General features: G+C 64.7%; 22 protein-coding genes. 13 read left to right on the top strand and 9 right to left on the bottom strand.

The window, feature by feature from the left end; all coding sequences use genetic code 11:
• Nucleotides 1-35: 35 nt before the first annotated feature.
• A complete protein-coding gene (locus C8D77_RS22975) occupies nt 36-1,508 on the bottom strand; it encodes an MATE family efflux transporter (protein WP_109668208.1) in 1,473 nt (490 codons plus the stop codon).
• 182 nt (nt 1,509-1,690) lie between these two features.
• Between C8D77_RS22975 and C8D77_RS22970 the strand changes: the two genes are divergently transcribed.
• Complete coding sequence (locus C8D77_RS22970; protein ID WP_109668206.1) at nt 1,691-2,482, top strand: L,D-transpeptidase; 792 nt, start codon at nt 1,691-1,693, stop codon at nt 2,480-2,482.
• A 60-nt stretch (nt 2,483-2,542) separates the two neighbouring features.
• Here C8D77_RS22970 and C8D77_RS22965 read toward each other — a convergent pair whose 3' ends face one another.
• Nucleotides 2,543-4,021 (bottom strand): esterase-like activity of phytase family protein, encoded by a 1,479-nt coding sequence (locus C8D77_RS22965; protein WP_109668204.1) that lies wholly within the window; start codon nt 4,019-4,021, stop codon nt 2,543-2,545.
• A 309-nt stretch (nt 4,022-4,330) separates the two neighbouring features.
• Here C8D77_RS22965 and C8D77_RS22960 point away from each other — a divergent pair, with 309 nt between their 5' ends.
• From C8D77_RS22960 to C8D77_RS22945, 4 genes are all read left to right on the top strand, one after another.
• Nucleotides 4,331-6,742: a GcvT family protein gene (locus C8D77_RS22960; protein ID WP_109668202.1), complete on the top strand. Its 2,412-nt coding sequence runs from the start codon at nt 4,331-4,333 to the stop codon at nt 6,740-6,742.
• A 12-nt stretch (nt 6,743-6,754) separates the two neighbouring features.
• Complete coding sequence (locus C8D77_RS22955; protein ID WP_109668200.1) at nt 6,755-8,308, top strand: trimethylamine methyltransferase family protein; 1,554 nt, start codon at nt 6,755-6,757, stop codon at nt 8,306-8,308.
• A 104-nt stretch (nt 8,309-8,412) separates the two neighbouring features.
• Entirely contained in the window at nt 8,413-9,168 is a 756-nt protein-coding gene (locus C8D77_RS22950) for a bestrophin-like domain (RefSeq protein WP_164757773.1), read from the top strand.
• Between the two features lie 54 nt (nt 9,169-9,222).
• Complete coding sequence (locus tag C8D77_RS22945; protein ID WP_109668196.1) at nt 9,223-9,537, top strand: ferritin family protein; 315 nt, start codon at nt 9,223-9,225, stop codon at nt 9,535-9,537.
• Between the two features lie 182 nt (nt 9,538-9,719).
• Here the strand turns inward: C8D77_RS22945 and C8D77_RS22940 are convergent, their stop codons facing one another.
• Nucleotides 9,720-10,745 carry a LacI family DNA-binding transcriptional regulator gene (locus C8D77_RS22940; protein ID WP_109668194.1) on the bottom strand — a complete coding sequence of 342 codons (1,026 nt, stop codon included), beginning with the start codon at nt 10,743-10,745 and terminating at the stop codon, nt 9,720-9,722.
• 197 nt (nt 10,746-10,942) lie between these two features.
• On the opposite strand from C8D77_RS22940, the gene C8D77_RS22935 reads away from it, so the two are divergent.
• The 5 genes from C8D77_RS22935 (at nt 10,943) to C8D77_RS22915 (ending at nt 15,899) form a co-directional block, all read left to right on the top strand.
• The gene (locus tag C8D77_RS22935) at nt 10,943-11,974 is read left to right on the top strand and encodes a Gfo/Idh/MocA family protein (protein ID WP_109668192.1); all 1,032 of its coding nucleotides are present in this window, start codon (nt 10,943-10,945) and stop codon (nt 11,972-11,974) included.
• Nucleotides 11,971-12,879: a sugar phosphate isomerase/epimerase family protein gene (locus C8D77_RS22930; protein WP_109668189.1), complete on the top strand. Its 909-nt coding sequence runs from the start codon at nt 11,971-11,973 to the stop codon at nt 12,877-12,879. The genes C8D77_RS22935 and C8D77_RS22930 overlap by 4 nt, the downstream gene beginning before the upstream one ends.
• Before the next feature lie 98 nt (nt 12,880-12,977).
• On the top strand, nt 12,978-13,985 hold the full coding sequence (locus tag C8D77_RS22925; protein ID WP_109668187.1) for a substrate-binding domain-containing protein: 1,008 nt from the start codon (nt 12,978-12,980) through the stop codon (nt 13,983-13,985).
• A 70-nt stretch (nt 13,986-14,055) separates the two neighbouring features.
• Nucleotides 14,056-14,853, top strand: a complete 798-nt coding sequence (locus tag C8D77_RS22920) for an ATP-binding cassette domain-containing protein (RefSeq protein ID WP_109668185.1) — start codon at nt 14,056-14,058, stop codon at nt 14,851-14,853.
• The gene (locus tag C8D77_RS22915) at nt 14,850-15,899 is read left to right on the top strand and encodes an ABC transporter permease (RefSeq protein WP_109668182.1); all 1,050 of its coding nucleotides are present in this window, start codon (nt 14,850-14,852) and stop codon (nt 15,897-15,899) included. The genes C8D77_RS22920 and C8D77_RS22915 overlap by 4 nt, the downstream gene beginning before the upstream one ends.
• A 180-nt stretch (nt 15,900-16,079) precedes the next feature.
• Here C8D77_RS22915 and C8D77_RS22910 read toward each other — a convergent pair whose 3' ends face one another.
• On the bottom strand, nt 16,080-18,749 hold the full coding sequence (locus tag C8D77_RS22910; protein ID WP_109668180.1) for an ATP-dependent helicase: 2,670 nt from the start codon (nt 18,747-18,749) through the stop codon (nt 16,080-16,082).
• A 79-nt stretch (nt 18,750-18,828) separates the two neighbouring features.
• Nucleotides 18,829-19,656 (bottom strand): DUF2059 domain-containing protein, encoded by an 828-nt coding sequence (locus C8D77_RS22905; RefSeq protein WP_109668474.1) that lies wholly within the window; start codon nt 19,654-19,656, stop codon nt 18,829-18,831.
• Between the two features lie 197 nt (nt 19,657-19,853).
• On the opposite strand from C8D77_RS22905, the gene C8D77_RS22900 reads away from it, so the two are divergent.
• Nucleotides 19,854-22,169, top strand: coding sequence for a glucose/quinate/shikimate family membrane-bound PQQ-dependent dehydrogenase (locus C8D77_RS22900; RefSeq protein ID WP_109668178.1), 2,316 nt, complete (start codon nt 19,854-19,856; stop codon nt 22,167-22,169).
• A gap of 25 nt (nt 22,170-22,194) precedes the next feature.
• Here the strand turns inward: C8D77_RS22900 and C8D77_RS22895 are convergent, their stop codons facing one another.
• Nucleotides 22,195-22,632, bottom strand: a complete 438-nt coding sequence (locus tag C8D77_RS22895) for a hypothetical protein (RefSeq protein WP_109668176.1) — start codon at nt 22,630-22,632, stop codon at nt 22,195-22,197.
• Nucleotides 22,633-23,077: 445 nt separating this feature from the next.
• Here C8D77_RS22895 and C8D77_RS22885 point away from each other — a divergent pair, with 445 nt between their 5' ends.
• Nucleotides 23,078-23,968 (top strand): dienelactone hydrolase family protein, encoded by an 891-nt coding sequence (locus tag C8D77_RS22885; RefSeq protein ID WP_109668173.1) that lies wholly within the window; start codon nt 23,078-23,080, stop codon nt 23,966-23,968.
• An 8-nt stretch (nt 23,969-23,976) separates the two neighbouring features.
• Here C8D77_RS22885 and C8D77_RS22880 read toward each other — a convergent pair whose 3' ends face one another.
• Nucleotides 23,977-24,885: an EamA family transporter gene (locus C8D77_RS22880; RefSeq protein WP_109668171.1), complete on the bottom strand. Its 909-nt coding sequence runs from the start codon at nt 24,883-24,885 to the stop codon at nt 23,977-23,979.
• 89 nt (nt 24,886-24,974) lie between these two features.
• Here C8D77_RS22880 and C8D77_RS22875 point away from each other — a divergent pair, with 89 nt between their 5' ends.
• Nucleotides 24,975-25,454: an Lrp/AsnC family transcriptional regulator gene (locus C8D77_RS22875; RefSeq protein ID WP_109668169.1), complete on the top strand. Its 480-nt coding sequence runs from the start codon at nt 24,975-24,977 to the stop codon at nt 25,452-25,454.
• A gap of 46 nt (nt 25,455-25,500) precedes the next feature.
• Here the strand turns inward: C8D77_RS22875 and C8D77_RS22870 are convergent, their stop codons facing one another.
• Together C8D77_RS22870 and C8D77_RS22865 are read right to left on the bottom strand one after the other, a co-directional pair.
• Nucleotides 25,501-25,698 (bottom strand): hypothetical protein, encoded by a 198-nt coding sequence (locus tag C8D77_RS22870; protein ID WP_056582983.1) that lies wholly within the window; start codon nt 25,696-25,698, stop codon nt 25,501-25,503.
• Nucleotides 25,699-25,923: 225 nt separating this feature from the next.
• The gene (locus tag C8D77_RS22865) at nt 25,924-26,403 is read right to left on the bottom strand and encodes a thioesterase family protein (protein ID WP_109668167.1); all 480 of its coding nucleotides are present in this window, start codon (nt 26,401-26,403) and stop codon (nt 25,924-25,926) included.
• Nucleotides 26,404-26,413 lie beyond the last annotated feature (10 nt).

Raw genomic sequence — 26,413 nt, 5'->3', positions numbered from 1 at the left:
TGTCGCCATGTCCTTGGCCAGAAGGATCCGGACCTTCAGCCGTTCGGCGTTTCAGGTGAAAGATGGGCGCGTCCACGCGGCACGCCAAGTCCGGTGTCCGGTGGCTCGCCGGCGGCCGGCCTGTCCTCGATCATGTGCAGGGTGCGCCAATGACCGAAGCGGTAGTAGGCGGCGGCCAACACCAGCGACGTGACCGAACCAGCCGGGAAACTCCACCACAGCGCTTCCTCGCCGATCACGCCGCGCATGAAATAGGCAAAGCCGGTGCGCACGACCAGCACCGAGATCACCAGGATGATCAGCGGCGGCATCACGGCACCCGTGGCGCGCACCGTGGCAAACAGCACGATGGTGATGCCGAACAGGATGAACGACCACGACGCGACATTGTTGATGTGGACGGCGATGTCGATCGCTGCACTGTCGCTGCTCAGGAACAGGCTCAGCACCGAGCGGTCGAAAACCGACAGCACGGCAACCAGTGCGCCGGTCAGGACCAGGTTGAAGCCGACGCCTGAGGCGGCGATGCGGCCGATCCGGTCCCAGCGCCCGGCGCCGACATTCTGCGCCGCCATCGAGGAAACCGCGGCACCGATGGCGAGCGCCGGCATCTGGATGTAGGTCCACAGCTGGGCGGCGATGCCGTAGGCGGCGGCAACCTGCGAGCCGTAGGAGTTGACCATGCCCATCACCGTCAGCGCTGCCACCGAGATGACGATCATCTGCAGACCCATCGGCACGCCCTTGAAGACGACGATGCGCAGCAAGGTGGGGTCCGGCCGCAGCAGAGCGAGGTTGGCGCCGGCCAGACGCAGCGGATGCTTGCGCACATAGAGCACGATGAGGATGGCGATCACGCTCACCGTCTGGCCGATCAGCGTGGACGTGGCGGAGCCCGCGATACCGAGCTCGGGAAACGGACCGATGCCGCGGATGAGCAGCGGGTTGAGCACGATGTCGAGAACGACGGCCAGCGCCATGAAGAAGAAGGGCGTGCGTGAATCGCCGGCACCGCGCAGCACGGTCATGATGAAGGAGAGAAGGTTCATCATCGGCACGGCGACGAAGATGATGCGCAGATAGGAGCGCGCCAGCGGCAAGGCGTCGGCCGGTGTGCCGAGCGCGCCCAGGATGGCGTCGACCCAGATCCAGCCGCAGACCGCGAACACCACCGAGACGAGGAAGAAGAAGGTGGCGCTGGTGCCGACGATGCGGCGCGCTTCGGGCAGATCGCGGGCGCCGACCGACTGCGCCACCAGGATGGTCGCCGCCATGCCGATGCCGAACACCGTGCCGAGGATCAGGAACAGGACGAGGTTGGCGTTGGAGGTGGCGGTCAGCGCCGATTCGCCGAGGAAGCGGCCGACCCAGACGGCGTTGATCGAACCGTTGAGCGACTGCAGCACGTTGGAGCCGAGCACCGGCAAGGCGAACAGCAGAAGCGTGCGCGGGATCGGGCCGCTGGTCAGGTCGCCGGTGCGCCGGCGCGTGGGCATTTTCTCGTCCATGGCTGGCAACTCGGCGAAGGTTTAACTCAAGTCCGGTCCGCGATGATTGCCGATTCAACGGAACAGGTCATGCCTGGATCTAATCATGTTCTCAAAGCTTCCGGAATGGGATATTGATCCTCGATGCGTGGGGCCGCATTCCTACAGATCTGCCCTACAGATCTGGATAGACCGGGGGGTTCATGTCCGATATTCCGCTGTTTTCTGAACGCCTGAGCCGGCGCGCGTTCCTCGGTGCATCCGCCTTGGGCGCGGCGTCCGTGGCTCTTTCGGCGTGCACCACGATGGACGTGGCGCCACCGCCGCCGGTGGCGGCACCACCAAGCGATCCGGCTTTCGGCGACACCGCAAGCATGTATGCGGCGCGCACCGACGAGGGCTATCAGCTGCCGGCAATCCCGGTCACCAAGCTCGATCCGAAGTTCGTGCGCCAGATCGTGGACGACCCGACCGGAGAAAAACCCGGCACGATCGTCGTCGATGTCTCCGAGCACTTTCTCTATCTGGTGCGCGACGGCGGCAAGGCAATCCGCTACGGCGTCAGCCTTGGCAAGGCCGGTTTCGGATGGACCGGCAGCGCCGTGGTCCAGGCGAGGAAGAAGTGGCCGGTCTGGACGCCGCCGCCGGAAATGATCCAGCGCCGGCCGGAACTGGCGAAATACAAGGACGGCATGCCGCCCGGCCCGCAGAGCCCGCTCGGCGCCCGCGCGCTGTATCTGTTCCGCGACGGCAAGGACACGATGTACCGGCTGCACGGCACGCCGGAGTGGGATTCCATCGGCAAGAATGCATCGTCGGGCTGCGTGCGCTTCATGAACCAGGACATCATCGACCTCTACAGCCGGGTCAACGGCGTCGCGCCGGTCTTCGTGCGCCCCAACCTGTCGGCCGCCGGCAAGATCAGCGCGGTGTCGAACAGGACGGCCGAGCCGATCGATGCCGGCGTGCCAAGGGACGCGGAGATGTTGAAGTAAGAGCCTTTTCACGATCTGCTCAGGCGGACGCGCTCGGTGCACCCGCCTGAACAGGTGTTGTTACTTCTTGGTCAGACCCGGCAGCGTGACCTGATAGACCAGGAACATGGTGTCGACATCGGCGCCGTCCTCGGCCTTGTAGGGCGCGCCGACCTGGAAGCCGTCCTGGGCGAGGAAGTCGTTGTCGTTGGCGACGAACAGGAAGTAGTCGTCGGGCAGCTTCGGATCGAGAACGCTTACCACCGACATCGCCTCCCACTTCTCCGACAAATTGTTCTTGTCGTTCGGCGCGCCATTGTGCAGGCCGAAGCGGCCGAGTTCGGCACTGTCGTTGATGTCGATGAACGGCGTCAGCTTGGCCGGCGTCACCGACGGGTCGAGCACGCCCTTGGGCGCCAGCGGCTTGTCGGCGGCATCGAAGGCGCCGCCGGCGATGTCGGTTGCGGCCGAGACGTCGACGACGAAGATCTGGCGCACCAGCGAGGTGTCGCCCTTCAGCCCCTGGCCGTTGCCGCTGTCGCGCGTCAGCATCAGGAAGGTTTTATCGGAGAGCGCTACGATCTCGCTTTGCGCGGCGATCTTGGTCTTGCCCTTGGCATCCTTGAACACCGGCAGCGGCGCGACATACTCATGCGCCAGCTTGAGATGGCCGAGGTCGGATGCGTCATAGACCAGCGCCCTGGTGTTCTGGCGGGTCGAGCCGGAATCGCCGCCATCCTGCCTGGTCGCCGACTGCAGCACGGCGATCAGGAACTTGCCGTCCGGCGTCATCGCCATGCCTTCGAGACCCTGGTTGTTCTGGCGGCCGGTATCGGGATCCTTCGGATCGGGTTCGGCAGCACCAGAGCCCGGATTGTCCGAGGCGAAGTTCGGCGCGCCGTGGCGCATCGGCACCAGCGCGGCCGGTGGCTGGGTCGCCGACAACAGATGGCCGTCGGCGGAGAACCGGTAGATGTTCGGGCCGTATTCGTCGGAGATGAACATCGAGCCGTCGGGCAGCCGCACGATCGCCTCGTTGTCGAGCGCCAGCTTGCCGTTGTCGGCCTGCGGCAGGATCGGCATATCGTCGCTTGCCGCGCGCACGCCGTTGAGCGGATCGAGGCCGGTGGCGTCAGCGCCCTTGTCATCGGTGAGCAGCATGGTGTCGGCAAGCGTCGCCTTGACGCCCGTCTGCTCCTGGCCGGCAGCGGGTGCCGCGCCCGGTGCGACCGGGGCAAATTCGATGCCGATTGTGTTGAGGCGCGGCCGGTAGTCGGTGGTGCCGACGACATTGTAGCCACGGTCCGGCAGCAGCCAGAGCGAACCCTTGTAGCCGGCGGCGTCATGCGTCCAGCCTGATGTGTCGATCGCCATGCCGGAACCGGAGCCGAACGTCTCGCCGAACTTGTCGCGCTGAGCGGCCGGGATGCGGCCGACGCCGACCAGCCCCTTGTTGACGAGGCCGCCGACGGTCGCGGTGCTGTCGGCGAGCGCCGGCGTCAAGGCGGTGAACAAGGCCAGCGCGACGCCGAGCGACGCGGTTCGGTAAAGGTGTTTCATGGACAATCCTCTTTGTGACAGATGTGCCGGAGCGGCCGCGGGACGAAAAGCTGAAAGAGGTGCGACATCGATGATGCCGCGCGCGCCTCCCCGAAACGCGGTCTACGGCGCGAACATGATGCTTGCGTGACAGCGCGCGGTGCATGCCCGCCGTCTTCTTCACGCGCCGACAAAACGTGCGCCTGGCGGAAAGAATTGATCACTCCGTCGGACTCCGGTCGACGAAAGGCGCGCGCGTGCGCTGGCACTAGACACTTATGTCTAGTGCGTATATGATCCAGCCTTCGGACCAGCCGTGGAGGGGAAGCCTTGAAGTCGCACTACCGCGCAGTCGTCATCGGAGGTGGCGTGGTTGGAGCCTCGGTGCTCTACCATCTGACGCGGTTCGGCTGGAGCGATGTGGCGCTGATCGAGCGTGCCGAATTGACGGCCGGTTCGACCTGGCACGCGGCAGCCGGTTTCCACGCGCTCAACGCCGACCCGAACGTAGCGGCGCTGCAGGACTACACCATCAATCTCTACCGGGAGATCGAAGCCGAATCCGGTCAAAACATCGGCCTGCACATGACCGGCGGCGTCAACATCGCCAGCGATCCCGCGCGCTGGGAGTGGCTGAAATCGGCCTGGGCGGTGTTCCAGTCGGTCGGCATCGAGACCGCGCGGCTGGTGACGCCCGACGAGATCAAGGCGATCTGCCCGATCGTGGACGTCACCGGCGTCCTTGGCGGCCTGCATGATTCCAACGAAGGCCATCTCGACCCGTACGGCACGACGCACGCCTATGCCGGTGCCGCGAAGAAGCGCGGCGCCGACATCATCCTGCGCAACCGGGTCGTCGAGCTGAAGGCGCGCACCGACGGTCGCTGGGATGTCGTGACGGAGCAGGGCACCATCATCGCCGAACATGTCGTCAATGCTGGCGGGCTGTGGGCGAAGCAGCTCGGCCGCATGGCCGGTGTCGACCTGCCGGTGACGCCGATGGAGCACCATTATTTCATCACCGAAGACATTCCGGAGATCGCAGCACTTGACCGGGAGATCGGGATCGCCGTCGATCTCGACGGCTTTTCCTATCTCAGGCAAGAGCGCAAGGGCGTGCTGCTTGGCGTGTACGAGCAGAACCCAAAGCACTGGAACATGGATGGTGCGCCTTGGGACTATGGCATCGAGCTGATCCCGGAAGACATCGACCGTATCAGTCCCGAACTCGCCAAGGCGCATGAGCGCTTCCCGTGCCTGGCGACGGCCGGCATCCGCAAATGGGTCAACGGCGCCTTCACCTTCACGCCGGACGGCAACCCGATCGTCGGGCCGGTGCGCAGGTTGAAGAACTACTGGGTCGCCTGCGGCGTCATGGCCGGTTTCAGCCAGGGCGGCGGGGTCGGCAAATCGCTGGCCGAATGGATGATTTATGGCGAGCCGCAGGCCGACATCTTCGGCATGGACATTGCCCGCTACGGTGCCTTCGCCGCCAACCGCGAATATCTCAGGCAGACGACGCGCCAGTTCTATTCGCGCCGCTTCGTCATGACCTTTCCCAATGAGCGGCTGCCGGCCGGGCGGCCGCTGAAACGCCCCGGCGCCTATGACGGGATGAGCGCGGCGGGATGCGAATGGACGGCGTCATGGGGGCTGGAAATCCCGGCCTATTTCGCGCCGATGGGGTTTGCCGAGAACACGACGCTGCGACGCTCCAACGCCTTCGACATTGTTGGCGACGAGGCGCTGCAGGTGCGGCGCGCCGCCGGTCTCGTCGATATCTCGGCCTATTCGCGCTATGCGGTGTCGGGGCCCGGTGCGGAGGCCTGGCTCGACCGGCTGCTCGCCTGCAAGCTGCCGAAAGCGGGGCAGGCGAGGTTAGCGCCGATGCTCGGCCATGACGGACGGCTGAAGGGCGACCTCACCGTCTTCAACTGGGGCGGCGACGGCTATTGGCTGATGGGCTCCTACTATCTCCGGGAATTCCACATGCGCTGGTTCGAGAGCCATGCGGCTGAGGGCGTCACTGTCACCGACCTCTCCGACACGATGTGCGGTTTCCTCCTGACGGGTCCGAATGCGCGCAAGATCCTGGAGCGCACGACGCATCAGGATGTGTCCGGCGCGGCATTGCCGTTCATGGCCTGCGGCGCATTCGACATCGGCATGGTGCAGGCACGTGTGGCGCGGCTGTCGATATCAGGCGAACTCGGCTTCGAAATCAGTTGCCCCGCGACCACGCATGCCACTTTGCGCGAAACGCTGCTGGCCGCAGGCGAGGACCTCGGCCTTGCCGAGATTGGCTATTATGCGCTCAATGCGCTGCGGCTGGAAAAAAGCTTCGGCATCTGGTCGCGCGAATTCACTCAAGGCTATACGCCCGGCCTGACCGGCCTCGATCGCTTCATCGCTTTCGGCAAGGGCGACTTCACCGGCCGCGAAGCGGCGTTGAAACAGCGGGAGGCCGGCAGCGGCCAAAGCCTGGTGACGCTTGAAGTCGATGCGCTCGACGCCGATGCCAGCGGCTTCGAGCCGGTCTGGCACCAGGCCCGGCGCGTCGGCTTCGTCACGTCGGGCGGCTATGGGTATACGGTCGGCAAGAGCCTGGCGCTGGCGCTTGTCGACCGCGATTTCGCGGGCGAGGGCACCGCGCTCTCGGTGCATGTCGTGGGTGAGGAGCGGCCAGCGCGTGTCATCGCGGCTTCACCCTACGATCCCTTGGGCAAGGCGATGCGGCAATGAGGAGGATTTCTGATGGTCGATGACGCGGCACGGGACAGCAGGCGCGAACGGCGGCGCGGACGCACGGGCGAGGCCGGCAGCGAAAGCAGCCGCCGGCCCAATTACCATTCGCTGAAGAATCCGTTCCTGCCGCAGCCGATCTTTTCGGATGATCAGGTGGCTTCGATCCACGACACGGCGCTGCGGGTGCTTGAAGAGCTTGGCATCAAGGTGCTGCTGCCGCAGGCGCGTGAGCATTTCGCCCGCGCCGGCGCCCTGGTCGATCCGGACACCGACATGGTGCGCATCGGCCGCGACATGGTGACGGCGGCACTCGCCTCGGCGCCGAAGTCGATCCACGCTCATGCCGGCTCACGCGCCCGCGATCTGACCCTCGAACTCGGCTCGATGACCTTCCTGGCTGGATGCGGAGCGCCGAACGTCACTGATCTTGAGCGCGGCCGGCGGCCGGGTACGCTTGCCGATTTCGAGGATTTGATGCGGCTGGTGCAGCATTTCGACGTGCTGCATATGCTGGGACCCTGCATCGAGCCGCAGGATGTCGACAATCGCTTCCGCCACTATGCCGTCAACCGCGCGCAGCTGACGCTGTCGGATAAGTTTCCCTTCGTCTTCGCGCGCGGCACGCCGCAGGTCGAAGACGGCTTCGAGATGCTGCGGCTGGCGCGCGGCTTGTCGCAGGACGAGTTTCTGGCGGGCGCGCATTGCTACACCGTCATCAACACCAACTCGCCACGCCAGCTCGACATTCCGATGGCGCAAGGCATCATCGATTTCGCCCGTGCGGGCCAGGTCTCCGTCATCACGCCGTTCTGCCTGGCGGGCGCCATGGCACCGATCACCGTCGCCGGCGCGCTGACGCTGCAGCATGCCGAAGCGCTGGCCGGGCTGACACTGGCGCAGATCGTGCGGCCGGGTGCGCCGGTCGTCTACGGCTCGTTCTCCTCCAATGTCGACATGAAATCCGGGGCGCCGGCCTTCGGCACGCCGGAGCACGTCAAGGCGACGCTGGGCGCTGGCCAGCTGGCGCGCTTCACCGGACTGCCGTGGCGGTCCGGCGGCGGCAGTGCGGCCAACATCTCCGATGCGCAGGCCGCACACGAGACGCAGTTCGCGCTGTGGGGCTCGGTGCTGGCCGGGGCGACGATGTGCATTCATGCCGCCGGCTGGCTGGAGGGCGGCCTCAGCGTCTCCTTCGAGAAACTCATCACCGACATCGAGGCGCTGCAGACGGTGGCCGAGCTCTGCGCCACGACGCCCGGCGACACCGATACGATAGGTTTCGAAGCGATCGCCGAGGTGCAGCCGGGCGGCCACTTCTTCTCGGCCGGCCACACCATGGCGCGCTACCGCACCGCTTTCTACGAGCCGCTGGTGGCCGACTGGTCGAATTTCGGCAACTGGACGCAAAGCGGGTCGAAGACGGCGAGCGAGCGCGCCACCGGCGTCTGGAGGCGCGCGCTGGCCGATTTCGTGCCGCCGGCTTCCGCCGTCGCCACATCAGGCGTTCTCGACGAATTCATCGCCCGGCGCACCGCAGAGGGCGGAGCCGCACCGGTGTCGTGAGGCACTGGCCGTCGAGGCAGACGCCTGACCTTGCCGCAACTTTCGCGGTGTGATCGGTGCCGGGGTAATTGGCAATCGGCGCATGCCGTGCAGAAATGCGCGGTATGCGTGAAGCCTTGATTGCAGTGATGATCTTCCTGTGCCTGGCGGCGGCGCCGCTGGCCAGCATGGCGATCTGGCCTAGGCTGCCGGCCAGGCATCGCGATGACGATACCAACACAGTGGTGCGGCTGGCCGCCAATCTGTTCGGGGTCATGACCTCGCTGGTGCTTGGCCTGATGATCAACTCAGCCAAGAACACCTTCGAATCGATCGACCACAATGTGCACGCCTATGCGACGGAGCTGATCCTGCTCGACAGGATCTTGCGCCAGTATGGCCCTGAAGCCGACGCGGTGCGCCAACCGCTCGCCGCCTATGTGCAGAGGGTGGTGGCCAGCTCGTCGCAAACCAGCGAAACCACTGTTGTCGCCAACCAGCTGTCCGAACGTCTGCTGACGGAGGTCGGCACCCGGCTGAGCGCGCTGACGTCGGCCGACGCGGGGCGCGGCTCCCTGTTGCAGGATGCCCGCCAGCGTCTGCAGAAGGTGCTGGAATTGCGCTGGGTGCTGATCGAGCAGTCAGAGGGCGCGATCCCCTGGCCGCTGATCGCCATGCTGGTTGCTTGGCTGGCGCTGATCTTCGCCAGTTTCGGCTTCAGGGCACCCCGCAACGCGATAACGGTTTCGACCTTCGGGGTTTCGGCCGTGCTGATCGCCGGGGCGCTTTACCTGATCCTCGACATGGACGTGCCGTTCTCCGGCCCGATCCAGATTTCGCCGGCGCCGCTGGAGAGGGCGCTGGCGGAATTGCAGCGATAACGCGGAACCCGTGTCACTCCCGGGCATTCATGGGAATGGCCAACGGAGGACGACATGGGATTCGACCAGTATCACGAACCGCCTGAAGAGCTGACGCAGAAGGTACGGACCTTTGCCCGCATGATCACCTCGCTGATCGAGGAGGCGGAAGCGATCGGCTGGTACGAACAGCGCATGTCGGTGGAGAAGGACCCGCAGGCCCGCGCCATCATGAAGAATGCGCAAGGCGAGGAGTTCAAGCATTTCGGCATGGATCTCGAATTCCTGCTGCGCCAGAAGAAGGACTGGCGGGCGGAACTGAAGGAAATCCTGTTCACCACGGGTGATATCGTCAAGGCCGGCGAACGGGGCGAGAAGAAGGTGGACTAAGGTGTGTCGGTATTCAGGTGATGCCGGCCTGCAAACGAAGGTTTTCTGCGCTTCCGGTGCTCACGTACGAAAAGTACGCTCCGCTCCGGTTCTCGAAAACCATCGTTTTCGACTCGGCCTGACCTGAATCTCAACACACCTTGAGGCCTGGCCGGGCAAATTTCACGGCCGATCCGCCACCATCAATCGCTGTCGCGTGCGACCAGCTCCAGCGGCCAGACTTCACGGATGATCCGTGGACCTTCTGGGCCGGCGAAGGCCGGGATCGAGGCCAGCAGCATTTCGGCGAGCCGCTGTCCCATCGGCTCCAGCGCCGGGCGGAAGGCGGTCAGCGCCGGCGAGAAATAGCGGCAAAGCGGCGTGTCGACGATGACGGTCACCGCCATGTCATGACCCGGCCTGATGCCCATCTCGGCCAGCGCCTTGCAGCCGCCAAGCGCCATCGCGTCATTGTTGAAGATGATGGCGGTCGGCGGGGCCTTGGATCGCATGACCTGCGGCGTCACCTCGTAGCCGCCCGCCTCGTTGATGAAGCCTGACGCGATCAGTTCGGGGGCGACCTCGATGCCGTGCCGCCGCAAGGCCTTGCGGTAGCCGGCTAGGAACAGATAACCGAAGTTGAGGTCGAGCGATGGGCGGACGGCGGCGATGCGGCGGTGGCCGCGCGCCACAAGGCGGTCGACCGCGTCGGCCCCGGCCTTCTCGAAATCAAGGTCGAGGGAAGGGTAGGACTTGGCCCCGGAACGACTGCGGCCAAGCGTGGCGAACGGAAAGCCGGTCTGGGTGAGATAGTCGATGCGCTCGTCCTCGCGCCGCGTCCAGGCCAGCAGTACCGCATCGGCGCGGCGCGTTTCGACGACACGACGCAGGCGCTCCTGCTGATAGTCGCCCGGTGCGCCCATCACCACGATCAGGTCGAGCCCGCTTTCAGCGAGCTTGGCCTGCAGCCCGATCAGGAACGGAATGAAGAACGGCTCGCCATATTGCTGGTCGCCCGGATGTGGCTGCAACATGAAGGCGATCGAATGGGTGGCGCCTTGCCGCAGACTGCGGCCGGACTGGTTCGGCGAATAGTTGAGTGTCCTGGCCGCCTCGAGCACGCGCTTTCGTGTGTCGGCATTGACGTCGGCGCGACCGTTCAGCGCCCGCGACACGGTGCCGATCGAAATGTTCAGGTGACGGGCAAGGTCGTGAATGCTGGATGCCAAGTGACTGTCCTCCCCCTTGCTTGGCTAGCACCGGCGGCCGCTCAGGCCAAGGTGACAAGACGATTTTCGCAAGCGGCCAATTGACATTCTACGCCTTCGGGTGTGTTCTCGTAAACGTTTACGGAAAAACGTTTACGGTCCTGCCGTGAATGCCGTGACGATCGGTCTGGAGGGACCGAGCGGAGGAGGAGCGCTGGATGATCAATGTCGTCCTGGTCGGCTGCGGAGCGATGAGCAAAGCCTGGCTCGATGCCATCAGGCAAATCGACGGGCTCGCCATTGTCGGCCTTGTCGACCTCGACGCCGACAGGGCGCGGGCGAGGGCGCGCGAATACGACCTCACCAATGCCGTCATCGGCAGCAATCTCGACGCCGTGCTCGACCAGACCCAACCGCAAGCGGTGTTCGATGTGGTGGTTCCCGCCGCCCGGCGCGCGGTTGCGCTTTCCGCCTTTGCGCACAATTGCCATCTGCTGACGGAAAAGCCGCTCGCCGACAGTCCGGAGAATGCACGCGCCATCGTCGAGGCTGCTCGGCGGGCCGGACGCATCCATGCCGTCGTCCAGAACCGCCGCTACGTTGCCAATGTCAGGCGCATCAGGCGCTTCCTCTCCTCCGGCGCCATCGGCGCGCCGACCAGCATCCACGCCGACTTCTTCGTCGCGCCGCATTTCGGCGGTTTTCGCGAGGAAATGGCCCATGTCCTGCTGCTCGACATGGCGATCCACACCTTCGACGCCGCCCGCTACATGGTCGCCGGCGAGCCGTCCGGCGTCTATTGCCAGGAATGGGAGCCGGCCAATTCCTGGTACCGGCAGGGATCGTCGGCCAGCGCCGTCTTCGACCTCGGCGGCGGCAGGGTTTTTACCTATGCCGGCTCCTGGTGCGCCGACGGCTTCCGCACCAGCTGGGAAGGTAGCTGGCGCATCGTCGCCGAGCGCGGCAGCCTGACCTGGGACGGCAACGATGCGTTGAAGGCAGAAGTGGTCGTGCCGGGCCGCGACGGGATTTTCGACAAAACGCAGACGATCGAGGTGCCGCCGCTCGACGCGTCCGACCGCATCGGCGGCCATCTCGGCATCATCAGGGATTTCATCCACGCCATCGAGACCGGCACCGAGCCGGAAACGCGTGGGAGCGACAACATCAAGAGCCTGGCCATGGTCTTTGGCGCGATCGAAAGCGCCGAAACCGGACGCCGCGTGGCGATCGCAGAGGACGCACAATGATGCCAAACCCGCTTCTCGACATCCGCATCGGCACCATGGTGCGGGCCAATCTCGACGACCCGGCGGCCTATATCAAACAGATCCTGCCGCTTGGCTTCGAGAGCATCCAGCCCTTCTTCTGGCAGACGCTGGGCGGCAAGGATTTGCCACGGCTGGCCGGTGATATCCGCGAGGCGATCGGCGATGCGGATGTCAGCATTTCGTCGATCGGCGTGTTCGGCAATCCGCTGGAAGACGGCGAGGTCGATCGCGGCGTGCTCAAGGCCTGGGAAACGGTGATCGAGAATGCGCATCTGTTCGGCGCTTCGATGGTCAGCGGCTTCACCGGCCGCCTGCGCGGCAAGAAGCTGACCGACAGCCTGCCGCGCTTCAAGGAGATCTGGGGACCGCTGGCCAAACGCGCCGCCGACAAGGGCGTGCGGATCGCCTTCGAGAACTGCGCCATGGACGGCAATTGGGCCAGCGGCGACTGGAACATCGCCCACAATCCCGACGCCTGGGAGCTGATGTTCAACGAAGTGCCCGACGACAATCTGGGGCTGGAATGGGAGCCGTGCCATCAGCTCGTCTATCTGATCGATCCGATGCCGCAGATCCGCAAATGGGCGCCGCGCATCTTCCATGTCCACGGCAAGGACGCGACGGTGCGCTGGGACGTCATCCGCGAACATGGCGTGTTCGGCAGTTTGCCCTTCGTGCAGATGCGCACGCCCGGCTTCGGCGACAGCGACTGGACGCGGGTGATCAGCGAGTTGCGGCTCGCCGGCTACAAGGGCGCCATCGACATCGAGGGTTGGCACGACCCGGTCTATCGCGGCGATCTCGAAATCACCGGGCAGGTGCGCGCGCTGGAGTATCTGAAGCAATGCCGGGGAGGCGCCAGCTACCTGCCCAACCCGGTGTGAGGATCGGCCGGCGGGAGGAGCCGGCCGTCAACTGGTACTGCCGAAGTAATCGTCAGAAAGCCCCTCGGCTGACGAGGGAAACAATGGGAGGAACGTGCATGAGCATCGCGATCAGAACGACACTTCTGCGCTCGACCGTCGTGGCCGCCGCCACGGCGCTTGCCGCTGCAATCTCCACCTTGCCCGCACAGGCGCTCGACGCCCAATGGTGCAAGGACGTCCACATCCGCTTCTTCGTCGGCGGCGCCGAGGGCGACGCCTTCGGCACCATCGTCTATAATGGCGCCAAGCAGGCGGCGGCCGATCTCGGGCCGAAGGTCGACTACATCTTCTCGGGCTGGGACATCGAAAAGATGGTGCAGCAATTGCGTGAGGCGGTCGCGGTCAAGCCTAACGGCATCGCCATGATGGGCCATCCCGGCGACGCGTCGATCATGCCGCTCGCCGAACAGGCGCATAAGGACGGCATCAAGATGATGTACCAGAACGTGCCGGTGCCAACAGTGACGGCAGCGTTCGGCGGCGGCTATGTCGGCGCTCAGCAGGAGCCGCAGGGCCGCGCACTCGGGGCCGAGGCGTTCAAGCTGGCCAAGCTGAAGTCCGGCGACAAGGCGATCATGATCGGCCCGTTCGACAATGAGAGCAGGGGTGCGCGTGAGCGTGGGACTGTGGCCGCACTGAAGGAGGCTGGCGTCGATGTCGTTCAAATCAACTCCGCAACCGAGTGGGCAGCCGATCCGAACCTCGCGATTCCGGTGATCACCGCGGCACTGCTCAACAATCCCGACGTCAAGGCGGTCGGCTATCCCGGTGGGCAGATGCTCGGCAACGTCCCGACCTACATGCAGGCGGCAGGGCGGAAGCCCGGCGATATCTTCAATTTCGGCTTCGACACCAGCCCGCAGATCGTCGAGGGTTTCAAGGGCGGCTGGGTGCAGCTGACGGCCGACCAGCAGCCGTTCCTGCAGGGCTATCTGCCGATCCTCAGCCTCTGCCAGCAAGTGGTGCTGGGGCTGGCGCCGATGAATGTCGACACCGGCGCCGGTTTCGTCACGCCTGAGAATTACGAGATCGTCGCAGAGCTTGCCAAGCAAGCGCTGCGCTGACCTCCCAAGCCGTCGGCCGGGATCAGGCCCCGGCCGGCGGGACCGCTGGCGACAATCAAGCGAGGATCCGATGGCCGAACGCCTTATCGAACTGCGCGACATCAGCAAATCCTATGGCCAGGTTTATGCACTGGGCGGGGTCAATCTCAGCGTCGACCGCGGCGAGGTGGTCGGCCTGATCGGCGACAATGGCGCTGGCAAGTCGACCCTGATCAAGATCCTGTCGGGCGTGGTCAAGCCGACCAGCGGCGAGATCCTCGTGCGCGGCAAGGCGGTGACCGGGTGGAGCGCGGCGCGCTCGCGCGAGGCCGGCATCGAGACGGTGTTCCAGGACCGGGCGCTGGCCGTGCAGCAGACGATCGTGCGCAACATCTTCATGGGCCGCGAGCTCACCGGCTTTCTCGGCTGGATCAAGGTCAACAAGGAGATCGAGGAGGCGAGCCGGCTGATGCGCGAGATCGGCTTCACCTCGAAAGTGTTCACGCCGCAGTCGATCGTCGGCCAGCTGTCGGGCGGCGAACGCCAGGGTGTGGCGATCGCCCGCGCCATCTACAAGCAGGCGGAGCTGATCGTCCTCGACGAGCCGACGACGGCGCTGTCGCTGACCGAAACCGCCAAAGTCTTCCACTTCGTGCGCCAGGTGCGGGCGAGCGGCCGCTCGATCCTGTTCATCGGCCACAACATCCATCATGTCTTCGATATCGCCGACCGCTTCGTGGTCCTGGACCGTGGCAAGGTCGCGCTGACGACCGACCGCAGCCAGGTCAAAACGGCGGAAGAACTCATCAATTTCATGGAAGAGGTCGCGCATCCGGGCGGATTGGCCGGACTGCACGATGCAGGCGACGCGGAGCAGAGAGCACGATGAGCAAGACCATGGAGCCCGATCTGCACGAGCCGTCCGCCGGCATCCCCCGCCCCAGTTCCCAGAAGGAGTGGAAGCACCCATCCGATCACTGGATGCGCGGTTTCATCCTCGACAACCGCGCTTCGCTCGGCACGCTCGGCGTGTTCATCGTCATGATGGCGGTGTTCATGATCGCCAACCCGACCGTCTTCACCACCTGGTATCTCTACCGCTCGGTGCTGACGACGCTGCCGGTGGCGCTGTTCGTGGTGGTGCCGCTGGTCTTCGTCGTCACCTGCGGCGAGATCGACCTGTCGTTTCCGGCAACGATGGGTTTTGCTTCCTGGGTCTTCGCGCTGGTGGTGCAGGCTGGCTACGATCCGTTCCTCGGCATCGTCGCGGCGCTGATCACCGGCATGCTGCTCGGCTTCCTGGTAGGCTCGCTGGTGGTCTATGGCGGGCTGTCGTCGCTGATCGCCACGCTCGGCATGAATTTCCTGCTGCGCGGCCTGATCCAGATCATCAACGAAGGCAAGTCGATGGCGCTGACCGGCCTCAGCGACAGCTGGGCCTACACGATCTTTTCCAGCCAGCTCCTGGGCATTCCGGTGCAGATCTTCTGGGCCATCGCCTTTGTCGTGCTGTCGGCGATGCTCTACAACCGCCACCGCTTCGGCGCGCAGGTGAGGGTGGTGGGCGACAATCCAGACAGCGCCCAGCAGATGGGCATCGACGTCAAGCGCGTGCGGGTGAAAGTGTTCGTCTTCGTCGGCATCGGGGCGGCGATCGCCGGCACCTTCTCGGTGATGATCAACTTCACCTGGTGGCCGACGGCCGGCGACGGCTATCTGCTGCCGGTGCTGGCCTCGGTGTTCGTTGGCGGCACGCCGACCTGGGGCGGCATCGGCACCGTCGTCGGCGGCGCCATCGGCGCCGTCACCGTGTCGTTCATTCAGACCGGCGTCGTGGCGGCGGGCCTGAGCGGCTTCTACGTCCAGTTCTTCAACGGCCTGATCATCATCCTGTCGCTGCTCGGCCATAAGTGGAACCAGGCAAGGTATCGGTGAGGGGGCTGTTTCGTTGGCGGACCGCATGCCTTGACGCAAACGTCCATCGCTTCGCCATCCACGGGTCTCCGCGACGTCGCTTCGCTCCTGCTCCGCCCGTGGATGACGAAGGCGGGGAGGCTTCCGCCAGAGACGCATACACAAGGCGGTTCGCTTGTAGGACTACGAGGCAAGTGGGCTTCACACCGCCGCGACGAACCCGTCCAGCACGCGTTTCTGGCCGGCCTTGTCGAAGTCGATGGTCAGCTTGTTGCCTTCGATGGCTGATATGTTGCCGTTGCCGAATTTCTGGTGGAAGACGCGGTCGCCGACGTTGAAGGCTGACGGCTTGTCGGCGACGGATTTGGCAACCAGTTCGCCGTCGATGGTGCGGCCCTTGACCGAGGTGCGGCCGGCGCCGTAGCCGCTGTCCGTCTCGCCATAGCCGATGCGCTCGACCTGATGGCCGGAGCGCGAGCCCCAGTTGCGGTCGGTGGCCTCGGTGCGGTTGGCCTGCGCGCGCTGCCAGCCCGGCGTCGCATAGGTGTTGGAGAAGGCGCCGGATTTTTCGGTGTCGGCGCCGACATTGTCGAAGCGCGAGGCGCCGTAGGGATTCTGCCGTCCTGCGCCCTGGCCGCCGCGGCCGGAGGCAAAGGAACCGCCGCCATAGGAATTGCCGTAGCCGCCATAGGAGTTGCCGCTTTCAGCGACCTCGACATGGGCTTCCGGCAGTTCGTCGAGAAAGCGCGACGGGATGGTCGACTGCCACAGGCCATGGATGCGGCGGTTGGAGACGAACCACAGATGCAGGTTCTTCTTGGCGCGGGTCAGGCCGACATAGGCGAGCCGCCGCTCTTCCTCCAGCCCCGAGCGGCCGCCTTCATCGAGCGCGCGCTGATGCGGGAACAGACCTTCCTCCCAGCCGGGCAGGAAGACCGTCTCGAATTCGAGGCCCTTGGCCGAATGCAGCGTCATGATGCTGACGGCGTCGAGACCGGCGTTCTGCTCGGCATCCATGACGAGTGCTACATGCTCGAGGAAGGAGCGCAGTGATTCGTACTCCTCCATCGAGCGGATCAGTTCTTTCAGGTTCTCCAGCCGGCCTGGGGCTTCGACCGAGCGGTCGTTCTTCCACATGTCGGTGTAGCCGCTCTCCTCGAGAATGGTCTCGGCGAGTTCGGTGTGCGGGGTGGTTTCCAGGGCCTTTTGCCAACGCTCGAAATTGGCCGCTACCTCGCGCAATGCCGCGCGCGGCTTCGGCTTCAACTCGTCGCTTTCGGCCAGCTTGGCGGCGGCTTCCAGCATCGGGATGCGGAGCGCACGGGCCGTGTCGTGGATCTGGCGGATGGTGGCTTCACCCAGGCCGCGCTTCGGCACATTGACGATGCGCTCAAAAGCGAGGTCGTCGGCGCCTTGCGCGACGACGCGGAAGAAAGCGAGCGCATCGCGGATCTCCATGCGCTCGTAGAAGCGCGGGCCGCCGATAACGCGGTAATTGAGGCCGAGCGTGACGAAGCGGTCTTCGAATTCGCGCATCTGGAAGGAGGCGCGGACAAGGATCGCCATGTCGTTGAGATTGTGCTTTTGCCGCTGGTAGGTCTCGATGGTTTCGCCGACGGCGCGGGCTTCTTCCTCGGAATCCCAGGCGGCATGGACATGCACCTTGCCGTCCTCCGGCTCGTCGCGGTCGGTGAACAGCGTTTTGCCGAAACGGCCCTCATTGTGGGCGATGAGGTGGGAGGCAGCGCCAAGGATGTGCGCGGTCGAGCGGTAGTTGCGCTCCAGCCTTATGATGGTGGCGCCCGGAAAATCCTTGTCGAAGCGCAGGATGTTGTCGATCTCGGCACCGCGCCAGCCATAGATGGACTGATCGTCGTCGCCGACGCAGCATATGTTTACTTTGTTGTCGCTCACGGCCGCGCGCTCGCTTCGCTCGCTGGCCTCCGCGGGGGCGGCCTGGCCGGCCGACGCCCGGTCGGGCTTGCGGCCTTCGGCCGATCGCAGATCCGTCGACGTTGACGCGCGCCCTGCATCCGGCCGCTGCGCCAGCAACCGCAGCCACATGTACTGGGCGGTGTTGGTGTCCTGGTACTCGTCGACGAGGATGTATTTGAAGCGCTTGTGGTATTCCTTCAGCACGTCCGGATTGGCGCGGAAGATGCGGATCGGGTGGCACAGAAGGTCGCCGAAGTCGCAGGCGTTCAGCGTCTTCAGCCGCTCCTGATAGGCCTTGTAGAGTTCGCGGCCCTTGCCGTTGGCGAAGGCGCGGGCGTCGCCCTCGGCGATGTCGGCCGGCCCTTGCCCCTTGTTCTTCCAGCCGTCGATCATCTGGGCGAACTGCTTGGCCGGCCAGCGCTTGTCGTCGAGCCCTTCGGCCTGGATCAACTGCTTGATCAGCCGCACGACGTCGTCGGTGTCGAGGATGGTGAAGTCGGATCTCAAGCCGGCAAGTTCTGCGTGGCGGCGCAGCAGCTTGACGCCGATCGAGTGGAAGGTGCCGAGCCAGGGCATGCCCTCGACATTGCCTTCGCCGATCAGGACGCCGATGCGGATCTTCATCTCGCGCGCGGCCTTGTTGGTGAAGGTCACCGCAAGGATCTGCGACGGGAAGGCCTTGCCGGTGGCGAGGATGTGGGCGATGCGGGTGGTCAAGACGCGGGTCTTGCCGGTGCCGGCGCCGGCCAGCACCAGAACCGGACCTTCCGTTGTTTCAACAGCTAGCCGCTGCTCCGGGTTCAGCCCCTTGAGATAGTCGGGCGCGCTGTTGTGGCCGCTGCGGGCAGCCATGGCGCGCGCGGCAATGCCCGACGGGGCCGTGGGCCGCGCATTGGGTTCGTCGAAAAAGGGCATGTCTTCGGAAAAGCCGGACATTGCCCCGAATGTAGTGATTCGGGAGCGAAAGACCAGAAGTGTCTACGTTTTGTTCCGGTAAAGTGCCTGATATCGCCGTTCAGGCCTTGCGGTAGCCGAGGGCGACGAAAAACCGATGCCCAAACGAGCGCGCCTCGTCGGTCATCACCGCGCCGAGGGCGACCTGCATCTGGTCGTAATAGTGGCTGCCGGCGGGTGACGCCAGGAAAGCCTCGTAACGTCTGAGATCGTCAAGCGGCAGATCCCGGTAAATGTAGGCTACGGAGTCCATGACATCCTTTTCGATGTCTCGGCGAAGCCCTTCGGACCGCTGACGCAGCAAGGCCATGATCTGGTCGTCGGGCAGGGCTTTTCCGGCCGCTCCCAGCATTTCGGAAAGCATCGCATAGCCCATGTTCAAGGCGACGGCTTCTCCGGTGTCGACAGCGCTGAGATCATCCGCGATCTTCTTGTACAGCTCGAGCCGAGCCGGATCCCTGGACGGAAGCTCGCCGAGGATTTTTGGGCCTTCGATCTTCTTGCGTTCCCTCTCTTCCTGGGTGGAGGCCTGGATTTCCAGCGCCGTGACCTGTTTGCCCAATGGCGAAGTATAGAAAGAGCCCAGGTCGGCCAGATCCCTGGCGGTCAGCTTGTCGGCCATTCGCGATTCGATGGCTGCCTCCATCTTGTTTGCGTCAAACGCACCTTCCATGGCCACTGCCAGCGCGTCCTGGACTTTTTGCGGCGGCGTTTCCGGCGCCGATTTCACGGCTGCGCTAAAACCCGGACCGATACCCGTCAGCATCTGGTGAAAGCCGTTCGCCTTGTTGATCTCATGAAGCGTCTGTGCCGGCGCGGCCACGGAGAGAGAGACAAGGCAGCAGAGGGCAAGCACCAATCGCGTCAGCGGCGGAACGAATGACGTCATTTTGCTTGCTCCAGAGGCGAGATGATCCGACGCAGACTGCTGGAAAACCCTGATGCAGGCAAGATCGATTGCCACCTTGGCGTGCGGCCAACTTGACAGGCGCGGCGGGCAGGAGAAAGTTGTGTCCAGGGCAGGAAGGTAACGCCGGTTGCCCATGGCCGCGCGTGCGAGCGCGCAACAGTCGAAGGAGTATCATCTTGGCTGTCACCATCACCTCCCTCATTCTCTTGCTCATCGGTCTGGCGCTCGGCGGCGGTGGTATCCGTCTCGCGATGCTGGGCGGCAGCTGGTATTACATCATCGTCGGTTTCGCCTTCCTGATTGCCGCCTGGCTGCTCTACCGGCGCAGATCGACCGCCCTGTGGCTCTACGCGGCGATCGTGCTTGGCACGCTGGCCTGGGCGGTCTGGGAAACCGGCTTCGACTGGTGGGAACTCGGGCCGCGCGGCGGCATCATCGTGCTGGTGGCGCTGTGGCTGCTGACGCCGTGGGCGAGGCGGGGCCTTGCCGGCCCTGATGCGCGCGCGCCGCTCATCCTTGCCGTGCTGGCATCGCTTGCCGTTGCCGGTTATTCGATGACAGCAGATCCGAAGGACATCGCTGGAGAACTCGACACCGACAAGGTGATCCCCAACGCCAACCTCGGTAACGATGTGCCAGCCGGCGAGTGGCACTATTATGGCCGCACGCAGTTCGGCCAGCGCTATTCGCCGCTCGACCAGATCACGCCGGACAATGTCGCCAAGCTGCAGCCGGCGTGGACCTACCGCACCGGCGACGTGAAGGGGCCTGACGATATCGGCGAGACCACCTATCAGGTGACGCCGCTGAAGATCGGCGACACGCTTTACATCTGCACGCCGCACAATTTCGCCATCGCTATCGACGCGGCTAGCGGCAAGGAGAAATGGCGCTACGATCCCAAGATCAAGCTCGACAAGGACCGCCAGCACCAGACCTGTCGCGGCGTGTCCTATTATGCCGATGCGGTCATCGCCGCCGGCCAGCCCTGTGCTGCCCGCGTCTACCTGCCGACCTCGGACGCGCGGCTGATCGCGCTTGACGCCGCCAACGGGCAGGTCTGTCCCAGCTTCGCCGAAGGCGGCACGCTGAACCTTCTGACCAACATGCCCTATCCGAAGTCTGGCTATTATTACTCGACTTCTGCGCCGCTGATATCAGGCGGCAAGATCATCGTCGGCGGCGCGGTCAACGACAATTATTCGACGCAGGAGCCGTCGGGCGTCATCCGCGCCTACGATGTCGGCACCGGCAAGCTGCTATGGAACTGGGATTCCGGCAATCCGGACCAGACGACGCCGCTGACACCCGGCCAGACCTATACCGCCAACTCACCCAACATGTGGTCGACGCCGAGCGCCGACGAGAAGCTCGGCCTGCTCTATGTGCCGCTCGGCAACCAGACGCCGGATCAGCTCGGCGCGGGGCGCAGCGCCAATGTCGAGAAGTTCTCGTCGTCGATCACCGCGCTCGACCTCAACACCGGGCAATTGCGCTGGGTGCGGCAGACCGTGCACCATGACCTCTGGGACATGGACGTGCCGGCGCAGCCGAGCCTGATCGACATCACCAAACCCGACGGCACCGTGGTGCCGGCGCTGGTCGGGCCGACCAAGCAGGGCGACCTCTATGTGCTCGACCGGCGCACCGGCGAGCCGGTCATTGCGGTCAACGAAGTGCCGGCGCCTGGTGGCGCCATCGAGGGCGACCATACATCGCCGACGCAGCCTTCGTCCGACCTCTCCTTCAATCCGAAGCCGCTGACCGATGCCGACATGTGGGGCATCACCATGTTCGATCAGCTGGCGTGCCGGATCGCTTTCCACAAGCTGCGCTATGAAGGCCGCTACACGCCGCCCTCGGTGCAGGGGTCGCTGATCTATCCCGGCAATTTCGGCGTCTTCAACTGGGGTGGCGTGGCGGTCGATCCGGTGCGGCAGGCGCTGTTCGGCATGCCGACCTATCTGGCCTTCACGTCGAGACTTGTGCCGCGCGCGGACGTGCCGCCGCCCGGCGACACCAAGGGCAGCGAGCAGGGGCTCAACCGCAATGAAGGCGCTCCCTATGCCGTGGTGATGGGGCCGTTCCTGTCGCCGCTCGGTGTGCCTTGCCAGGCACCGCCCTGGGGCTATGTCGCCGGCGCCGATCTCAGAACCGGCAAGATCGCCTACAAGCACCGCAACGGCACCGTCTACGACATGACGCCATTGCCGCTGCCGCTGAAGGTCGGGGTGCCGGGCATCGGTGGGCCGATGATCACCGCCGGCGGTGTCGCCTTCCTGGGTGCGGCGGTCGACGACTATCTGCGCGCCTATGAGCTGACATCAGGCAAGCAGCTGTGGCAGGCGCGGCTGCCGGCCGGCGGGCAATCGACGCCGATGACCTATACGGTCGCCGACGGACGCCAGTTCGTGGTCATCGTCGCCGGTGGCCACGGTTCGGTCGGCACCAAGCCGGGGGATTATGTGATGGCCTACGCGCTGCCGAAGTAGGGGCGGACTGGCCGTGCCGTCCGTCCTAGCCAAGCCCCAGATGGCTCTTCAGGCTGGGCACCGAGCCGAGCACTTCGTTGGTCAGCTCGGGGCCGGCGGCGGCTTCGGCCTGCTGGACCAGCGTTTCGCCGGCCTTCTGGATCTGAGCCATGTCGAGGCCGGATGCCTTGAGCGCGGCGAGGCCGTTGATCAGTGCGCCGGCCTTCTCGCCGAGAACGCCGCCGAGCGCGCCCTGCAGCGATGACAGGAAGCCGCCACCGCCGCCGGCCGGAGCGGCGGCCATGACATCATATTGGTGGGCGAGATCGTCGGCGCCGGGGATCTTGGCGAAGAAAGCCGAGGCGCTGGTGCCTTCAGCTTCATGCTCAAGCACCGAGAAAATGGTGCCGACGACTTTCTCCGTCGTCGCCTGGTCGAGGCCCGCTTTCTGCGAGACGGTGTTGACGATGTCCTGGACGTTCATGGTCTCACCTCAACCCTGGGTCTTCGTGTTTGCACGGCGGTTCTGCTCACTGCGGACCCTGATCAACGATCGTCTGCCTGCATTCACGACCATCGAGCGTAGGGCCAAAGCGGCGGCCACGGCAAGGACGACCGCGCTGGTGAGGATCGGGGAAGGCATGGTCATCGGCATCGCTCCTTCTGGGTCGAGACGTGAAGGCACCTGGTCCAAGGCGCCATCGATAGCCGGCAGCTTCCCTCACTATTGTGGCAGCGCCAGCAGGATTTGTCGCGGATGACTAAAAAGTGATGACACGGGCGCCTGTGGCGCCGGCTTTGCCGGGCCGGCGTGGCCGCCTGTGGAAACGCCACGAGGCGATCCACGGCCGTGACAATGCTCGACTGGATCATGGCGGCTGGGTCTCTATGTAGCTCAGGTATCGAAGCTCGAAGCCGAGGAGTGCGCAATGACGAAATCAGCTGGCCAGACGCCTGCCATTACCCAGGCGATGATCGATGCCTATGACGAATATACGCATCTGACGCTCGATCGCCGCCGCTTCATGGAGCAACTGACCCGGCTTGCCGGGTCGGGTGCGGCGGCAGCCGGGATCGCGCCGCTGCTGGCGGCGAATTCCGCGCAAGCGGCTGTTGTCGCCGACAACGATCCGCGGGTGAAGGGCGAGGATATCAGCTATCCCGGCAGCGGCGGCGAGATGAAGGGCTATCTGGTCAAGCCGGCGGACCAGGCGGGCAAGCTCGGCACGGTCATCGTCATCCACGAGAACAGGGGGCTCAACCCGCATATCCGCGATGTGACGCGTCGCGTTGCGCTGGAAGGGTTCGTGGCGCTGGCCCCCGATTTCCTGTCGCCGCTCGGCGGTACGCCAGCCGATGAAGACAAGGCGCGCGACATGTTCGCCAAGCTCGATCCGGCGCAGACCATCGCCGACGGTATAGCGACCGTCGCGTACCTCAAGGCCGACAAGGACGGCAACGGCAAGGTCGGAGCCATCGGCTTCTGCTGGGGCGGTGGTACGGCAAACATGTTGGCCGTCAACGCGCCCGATCTCAGCGCCTCCGTCGCCTACTACGGCATGCAGCCGAAGGCCGCCGATGTGTCGAAGATCAAGGCCGCATTGCTGCTGCACTATGCCGGGCTGGATGAGCGCACCAATGCCGGCATCGACGCCTTCAAGAAGGAGCTCGACGCGGCGCATGTCGAATACACGGTCTATGTCTATGAAGGCGCCAACCACGCCTTCAACAATGACACCTCGGCAGCGCGCTACGACAAGAAGGCGGCGGATCTCGCCTGGGGACGCACGATCGCCTTCCTCAAGCAGAAATTGGCATAGGCGTTCGTTTAGTCCGTGTTCGCCGGCTTGTGGAAGGCGACGCCGGCGACCACCAGCGCAATGCCGAGGCAATCGGTAAGACTTGGAATCTGGTGCAGCACGACGACGCCGATCAGCGTCGCGGTGACCGGCAGCAGCGACAGCATCAGCGCAAAGCTCGCGCGCGGCAGCCGCGACATTGCGAGCTGGTCGCAGATGTAGGGAATGACCGAAGAGCAGATGCCGACGCCGATGGCCGCGAGCAGCAGTGGCGGCGAGAAAAAGGCGGGCAGTGCGTCGGTGAGGCCGATCGGCAGCACGACGATGAAGGCGATGGCCATGGCGGCACCAAGGCTTGCGATGCCGCCGCCTGCGCCTGAAGCGGCGATGCGGTGGCCGAGCACGATGTAACCGACGAACAGCGCGCCGTTGAGGAAGGCCCAGAACAGCCCGATGGGATCATCAGACCACTTTACGTCGATGAGCAGCAAGGTGCCGGTGACGGCAACAGCAAGGGCGGCGAGATTGCGCGGGCTCCTGAGGCCGATCACCGCGACGCCGATGGTGCCGACGAATTCGATCGCCGCCACCAGCGAGATCGGCAGGCGGTCGAGCGCCAGGTAGAACGAACAGTTCATCACCGCCAGGCAGGCACCGAAGGCCAGCAACAGCAGCCGCGTCGAGCGATCGGCGCGGGCGAAGGTTCGCCATGGACGGGTCAGCGGTGCGAAGATCAGCGCGGCGGTGGCGATGCGCAGCCATGCCATGCCGAGCACGCCGACATGCGGGAAAAGCAGCACGGCGAAGGCCGGCCCGAGATAGTGGAAGACGGCGCTGACGCCGAACCAGACATGTGGCGGCAGTTTTTCCGTCAGCCTGCCGAGGGTGGAGTTGCCGAGGGCAGGGGTCGCCACGAGAGCTTGCGTTTGATCATCCACCGGATCAGTATCGCAGGCAGATCTGCCTGTTTATATGGGTGATGATTGGCTCTTTCGGCTGACTTTCTCCCGGAAGCGAGGAATTTTCCATGAAACGCCTTCGAACTGAAAGTGCCGACCTCGATGCCGCGGACATGAAGATCCTGCGCCTGCTGGAAAAGGACGCGCGCATCAGCACGGCGGAGCTTGCGCGCTCGGTCGGCCTGTCGGCGCCTAGCGTGGCCGAGCGCATCAAGCGGCTGCAGGAAAGCGGCGTCATCGAGGCCTATTCGGTCAGGATCAGCCCGGCGGCACTTGGCCTGCCGCTGTCGGCATGGCTGCGCATCCGTCCGGTGCCGGGGCAATTGGCGGTCGTGGCCGAGATCATCCGCGAGCTGCCGGAGATCGCGCAATGCGACCGGGTGACTGGCGAGGACTGTTTCATCGCGCTGGCGCATGTCGGCTCGGTGGCCGAACTCGAGCGGGTGATCGACCGGATCATTCCCTACGCGATGACCAACACGGCCATTATACAGTCGTCGCCAGTGGTGGCGCGCTCTGCCCTGGGGGCCATCAAGCGCCAAAGTTGATGTAAGGGGCCAAGCTTGATGTGAGGGGATTGTCGATTCGGAGGTTTTAAGCGTGGCCGCGCTTCATGCGCGCCTGCTTCAGGATGGCGCGCCAGCGGATCATGTCGAACGGGATCGGCTCGTTGCTGTTGGCGATGTGGAAGATCTCGTTGTTGACGTTCTTGAGGGAACGCCAGAAATCATAGTCGGTTATACGCGGATCGGCGGCCAGCCTGTCCACCTCGACCTTGATGTCGGTTTTCATGCACGTTCCTCGAACCGGCTTCGCCCCGCCGCCCGTGTCGCTACCTCGATGCGGATCGTTTTCGACCGACCCGCTGAGTCGCGCAACGGCTCAATTGGCTTGTTCCCGTTAAAACCTCGGTAAGGTTAACGCGGGCGCCGAGTCGCTTCAAGCACTGCTGCTAGCCGATTCCAGGGGTTTTGCGATTTTGGATTGCCGGTGTGGCTTTGAGGTCCGATCGTCGCCCTATTTGCGCTTGATCCCGATCGAACGGCCGGCGCGCTCCGGCATCGGCAGTGCCGAATGGGCGGCACGCATGGCCTCGACCTTGGCAAGCACGTCGGCGGGGAAGGGCGCGACCTTCGGTCCGGACATGTCGACATGCAGGGACAGGATCTCGGAGGTGGCGGCGAGCCAGCCGTCGACATGGCGGATTTCCTGGTAGGTCCGCAGCCGCTTGTCGTCATGGTCGATGAGCTGGAGGGAGATGCGGACCTTGTGATCCAGATGCAGTTCCTGAACGTAGCAGACATGGACTTCGGCGGTGTAAACCGTGAGCCGCCGCTCCTTCACGTAATCCAGCCCCATGCCCATCGCCTCGAAGGCTTCGTCCGAGCAGCGGTCGAACAGCACGTTGTAGTAGGCCATGTTGAGATGGCCGTTGTAGTCGATCCACTCCTTTTCGATGTCCATGGGCTGGGAGACGAAGGGGGCGGAGATGGACATCGAAACTTCC

It is taken from the genome of Mesorhizobium loti (assembly GCF_003148495.1).
Lineage (GTDB): Bacteria > Pseudomonadota > Alphaproteobacteria > Rhizobiales > Rhizobiaceae > Mesorhizobium > Mesorhizobium loti.
The sequence above is the reverse complement of the archived record's forward strand: the minus strand, read 5'-3'. Positions and strand labels throughout refer to the sequence as shown.

Excerpts from the sequence above, each read along its gene's own strand:
- C8D77_RS22920 (WP_109668185.1), top strand. The coding sequence starts at position 14,056 with ATGGCCGAACGCCTTATCGAACTGCGCGACATCAGCAAATCCTATGGC.
- C8D77_RS22950 (WP_164757773.1), top strand. The coding sequence starts at position 8,413 with ATGCGTGAAGCCTTGATTGCAGTGATGATCTTCCTGTGCCTGGCGGCG.
- C8D77_RS22925 (WP_109668187.1), top strand. The coding sequence starts at position 12,978 with ATGAGCATCGCGATCAGAACGACACTTCTGCGCTCGACCGTCGTGGCC.
- C8D77_RS22865 (WP_109668167.1), bottom strand. The coding sequence starts at position 26,403 with ATGTCCATCTCCGCCCCCTTCGTCTCCCAGCCCATGGACATCGAAAAG.
- C8D77_RS22915 (WP_109668182.1), top strand. The coding sequence starts at position 14,850 with ATGAGCAAGACCATGGAGCCCGATCTGCACGAGCCGTCCGCCGGCATC.
- C8D77_RS22945 (WP_109668196.1), top strand. The coding sequence starts at position 9,223 with ATGGGATTCGACCAGTATCACGAACCGCCTGAAGAGCTGACGCAGAAG.
- C8D77_RS22870 (WP_056582983.1), bottom strand. The coding sequence starts at position 25,698 with ATGAAAACCGACATCAAGGTCGAGGTGGACAGGCTGGCCGCCGATCCG.
- C8D77_RS22965 (WP_109668204.1), bottom strand. The coding sequence starts at position 4,021 with ATGAAACACCTTTACCGAACCGCGTCGCTCGGCGTCGCGCTGGCCTTG.
- C8D77_RS22970 (WP_109668206.1), top strand. The coding sequence starts at position 1,691 with ATGTCCGATATTCCGCTGTTTTCTGAACGCCTGAGCCGGCGCGCGTTC.
- C8D77_RS22910 (WP_109668180.1), bottom strand. The coding sequence starts at position 18,749 with ATGTCCGGCTTTTCCGAAGACATGCCCTTTTTCGACGAACCCAATGCG.
- C8D77_RS22905 (WP_109668474.1), bottom strand. The coding sequence starts at position 19,656 with ATGACGTCATTCGTTCCGCCGCTGACGCGATTGGTGCTTGCCCTCTGC.
- C8D77_RS22935 (WP_109668192.1), top strand. The coding sequence starts at position 10,943 with ATGATCAATGTCGTCCTGGTCGGCTGCGGAGCGATGAGCAAAGCCTGG.
- C8D77_RS22930 (WP_109668189.1), top strand. The coding sequence starts at position 11,971 with ATGATGCCAAACCCGCTTCTCGACATCCGCATCGGCACCATGGTGCGG.
- C8D77_RS22885 (WP_109668173.1), top strand. The coding sequence starts at position 23,078 with ATGACGAAATCAGCTGGCCAGACGCCTGCCATTACCCAGGCGATGATC.
- C8D77_RS22955 (WP_109668200.1), top strand. The coding sequence starts at position 6,755 with ATGGTCGATGACGCGGCACGGGACAGCAGGCGCGAACGGCGGCGCGGA.
- C8D77_RS22875 (WP_109668169.1), top strand. The coding sequence starts at position 24,975 with ATGAAACGCCTTCGAACTGAAAGTGCCGACCTCGATGCCGCGGACATG.
- C8D77_RS22975 (WP_109668208.1), bottom strand. The coding sequence starts at position 1,508 with ATGGACGAGAAAATGCCCACGCGCCGGCGCACCGGCGACCTGACCAGC.
- C8D77_RS22895 (WP_109668176.1), bottom strand. The coding sequence starts at position 22,632 with ATGAACGTCCAGGACATCGTCAACACCGTCTCGCAGAAAGCGGGCCTC.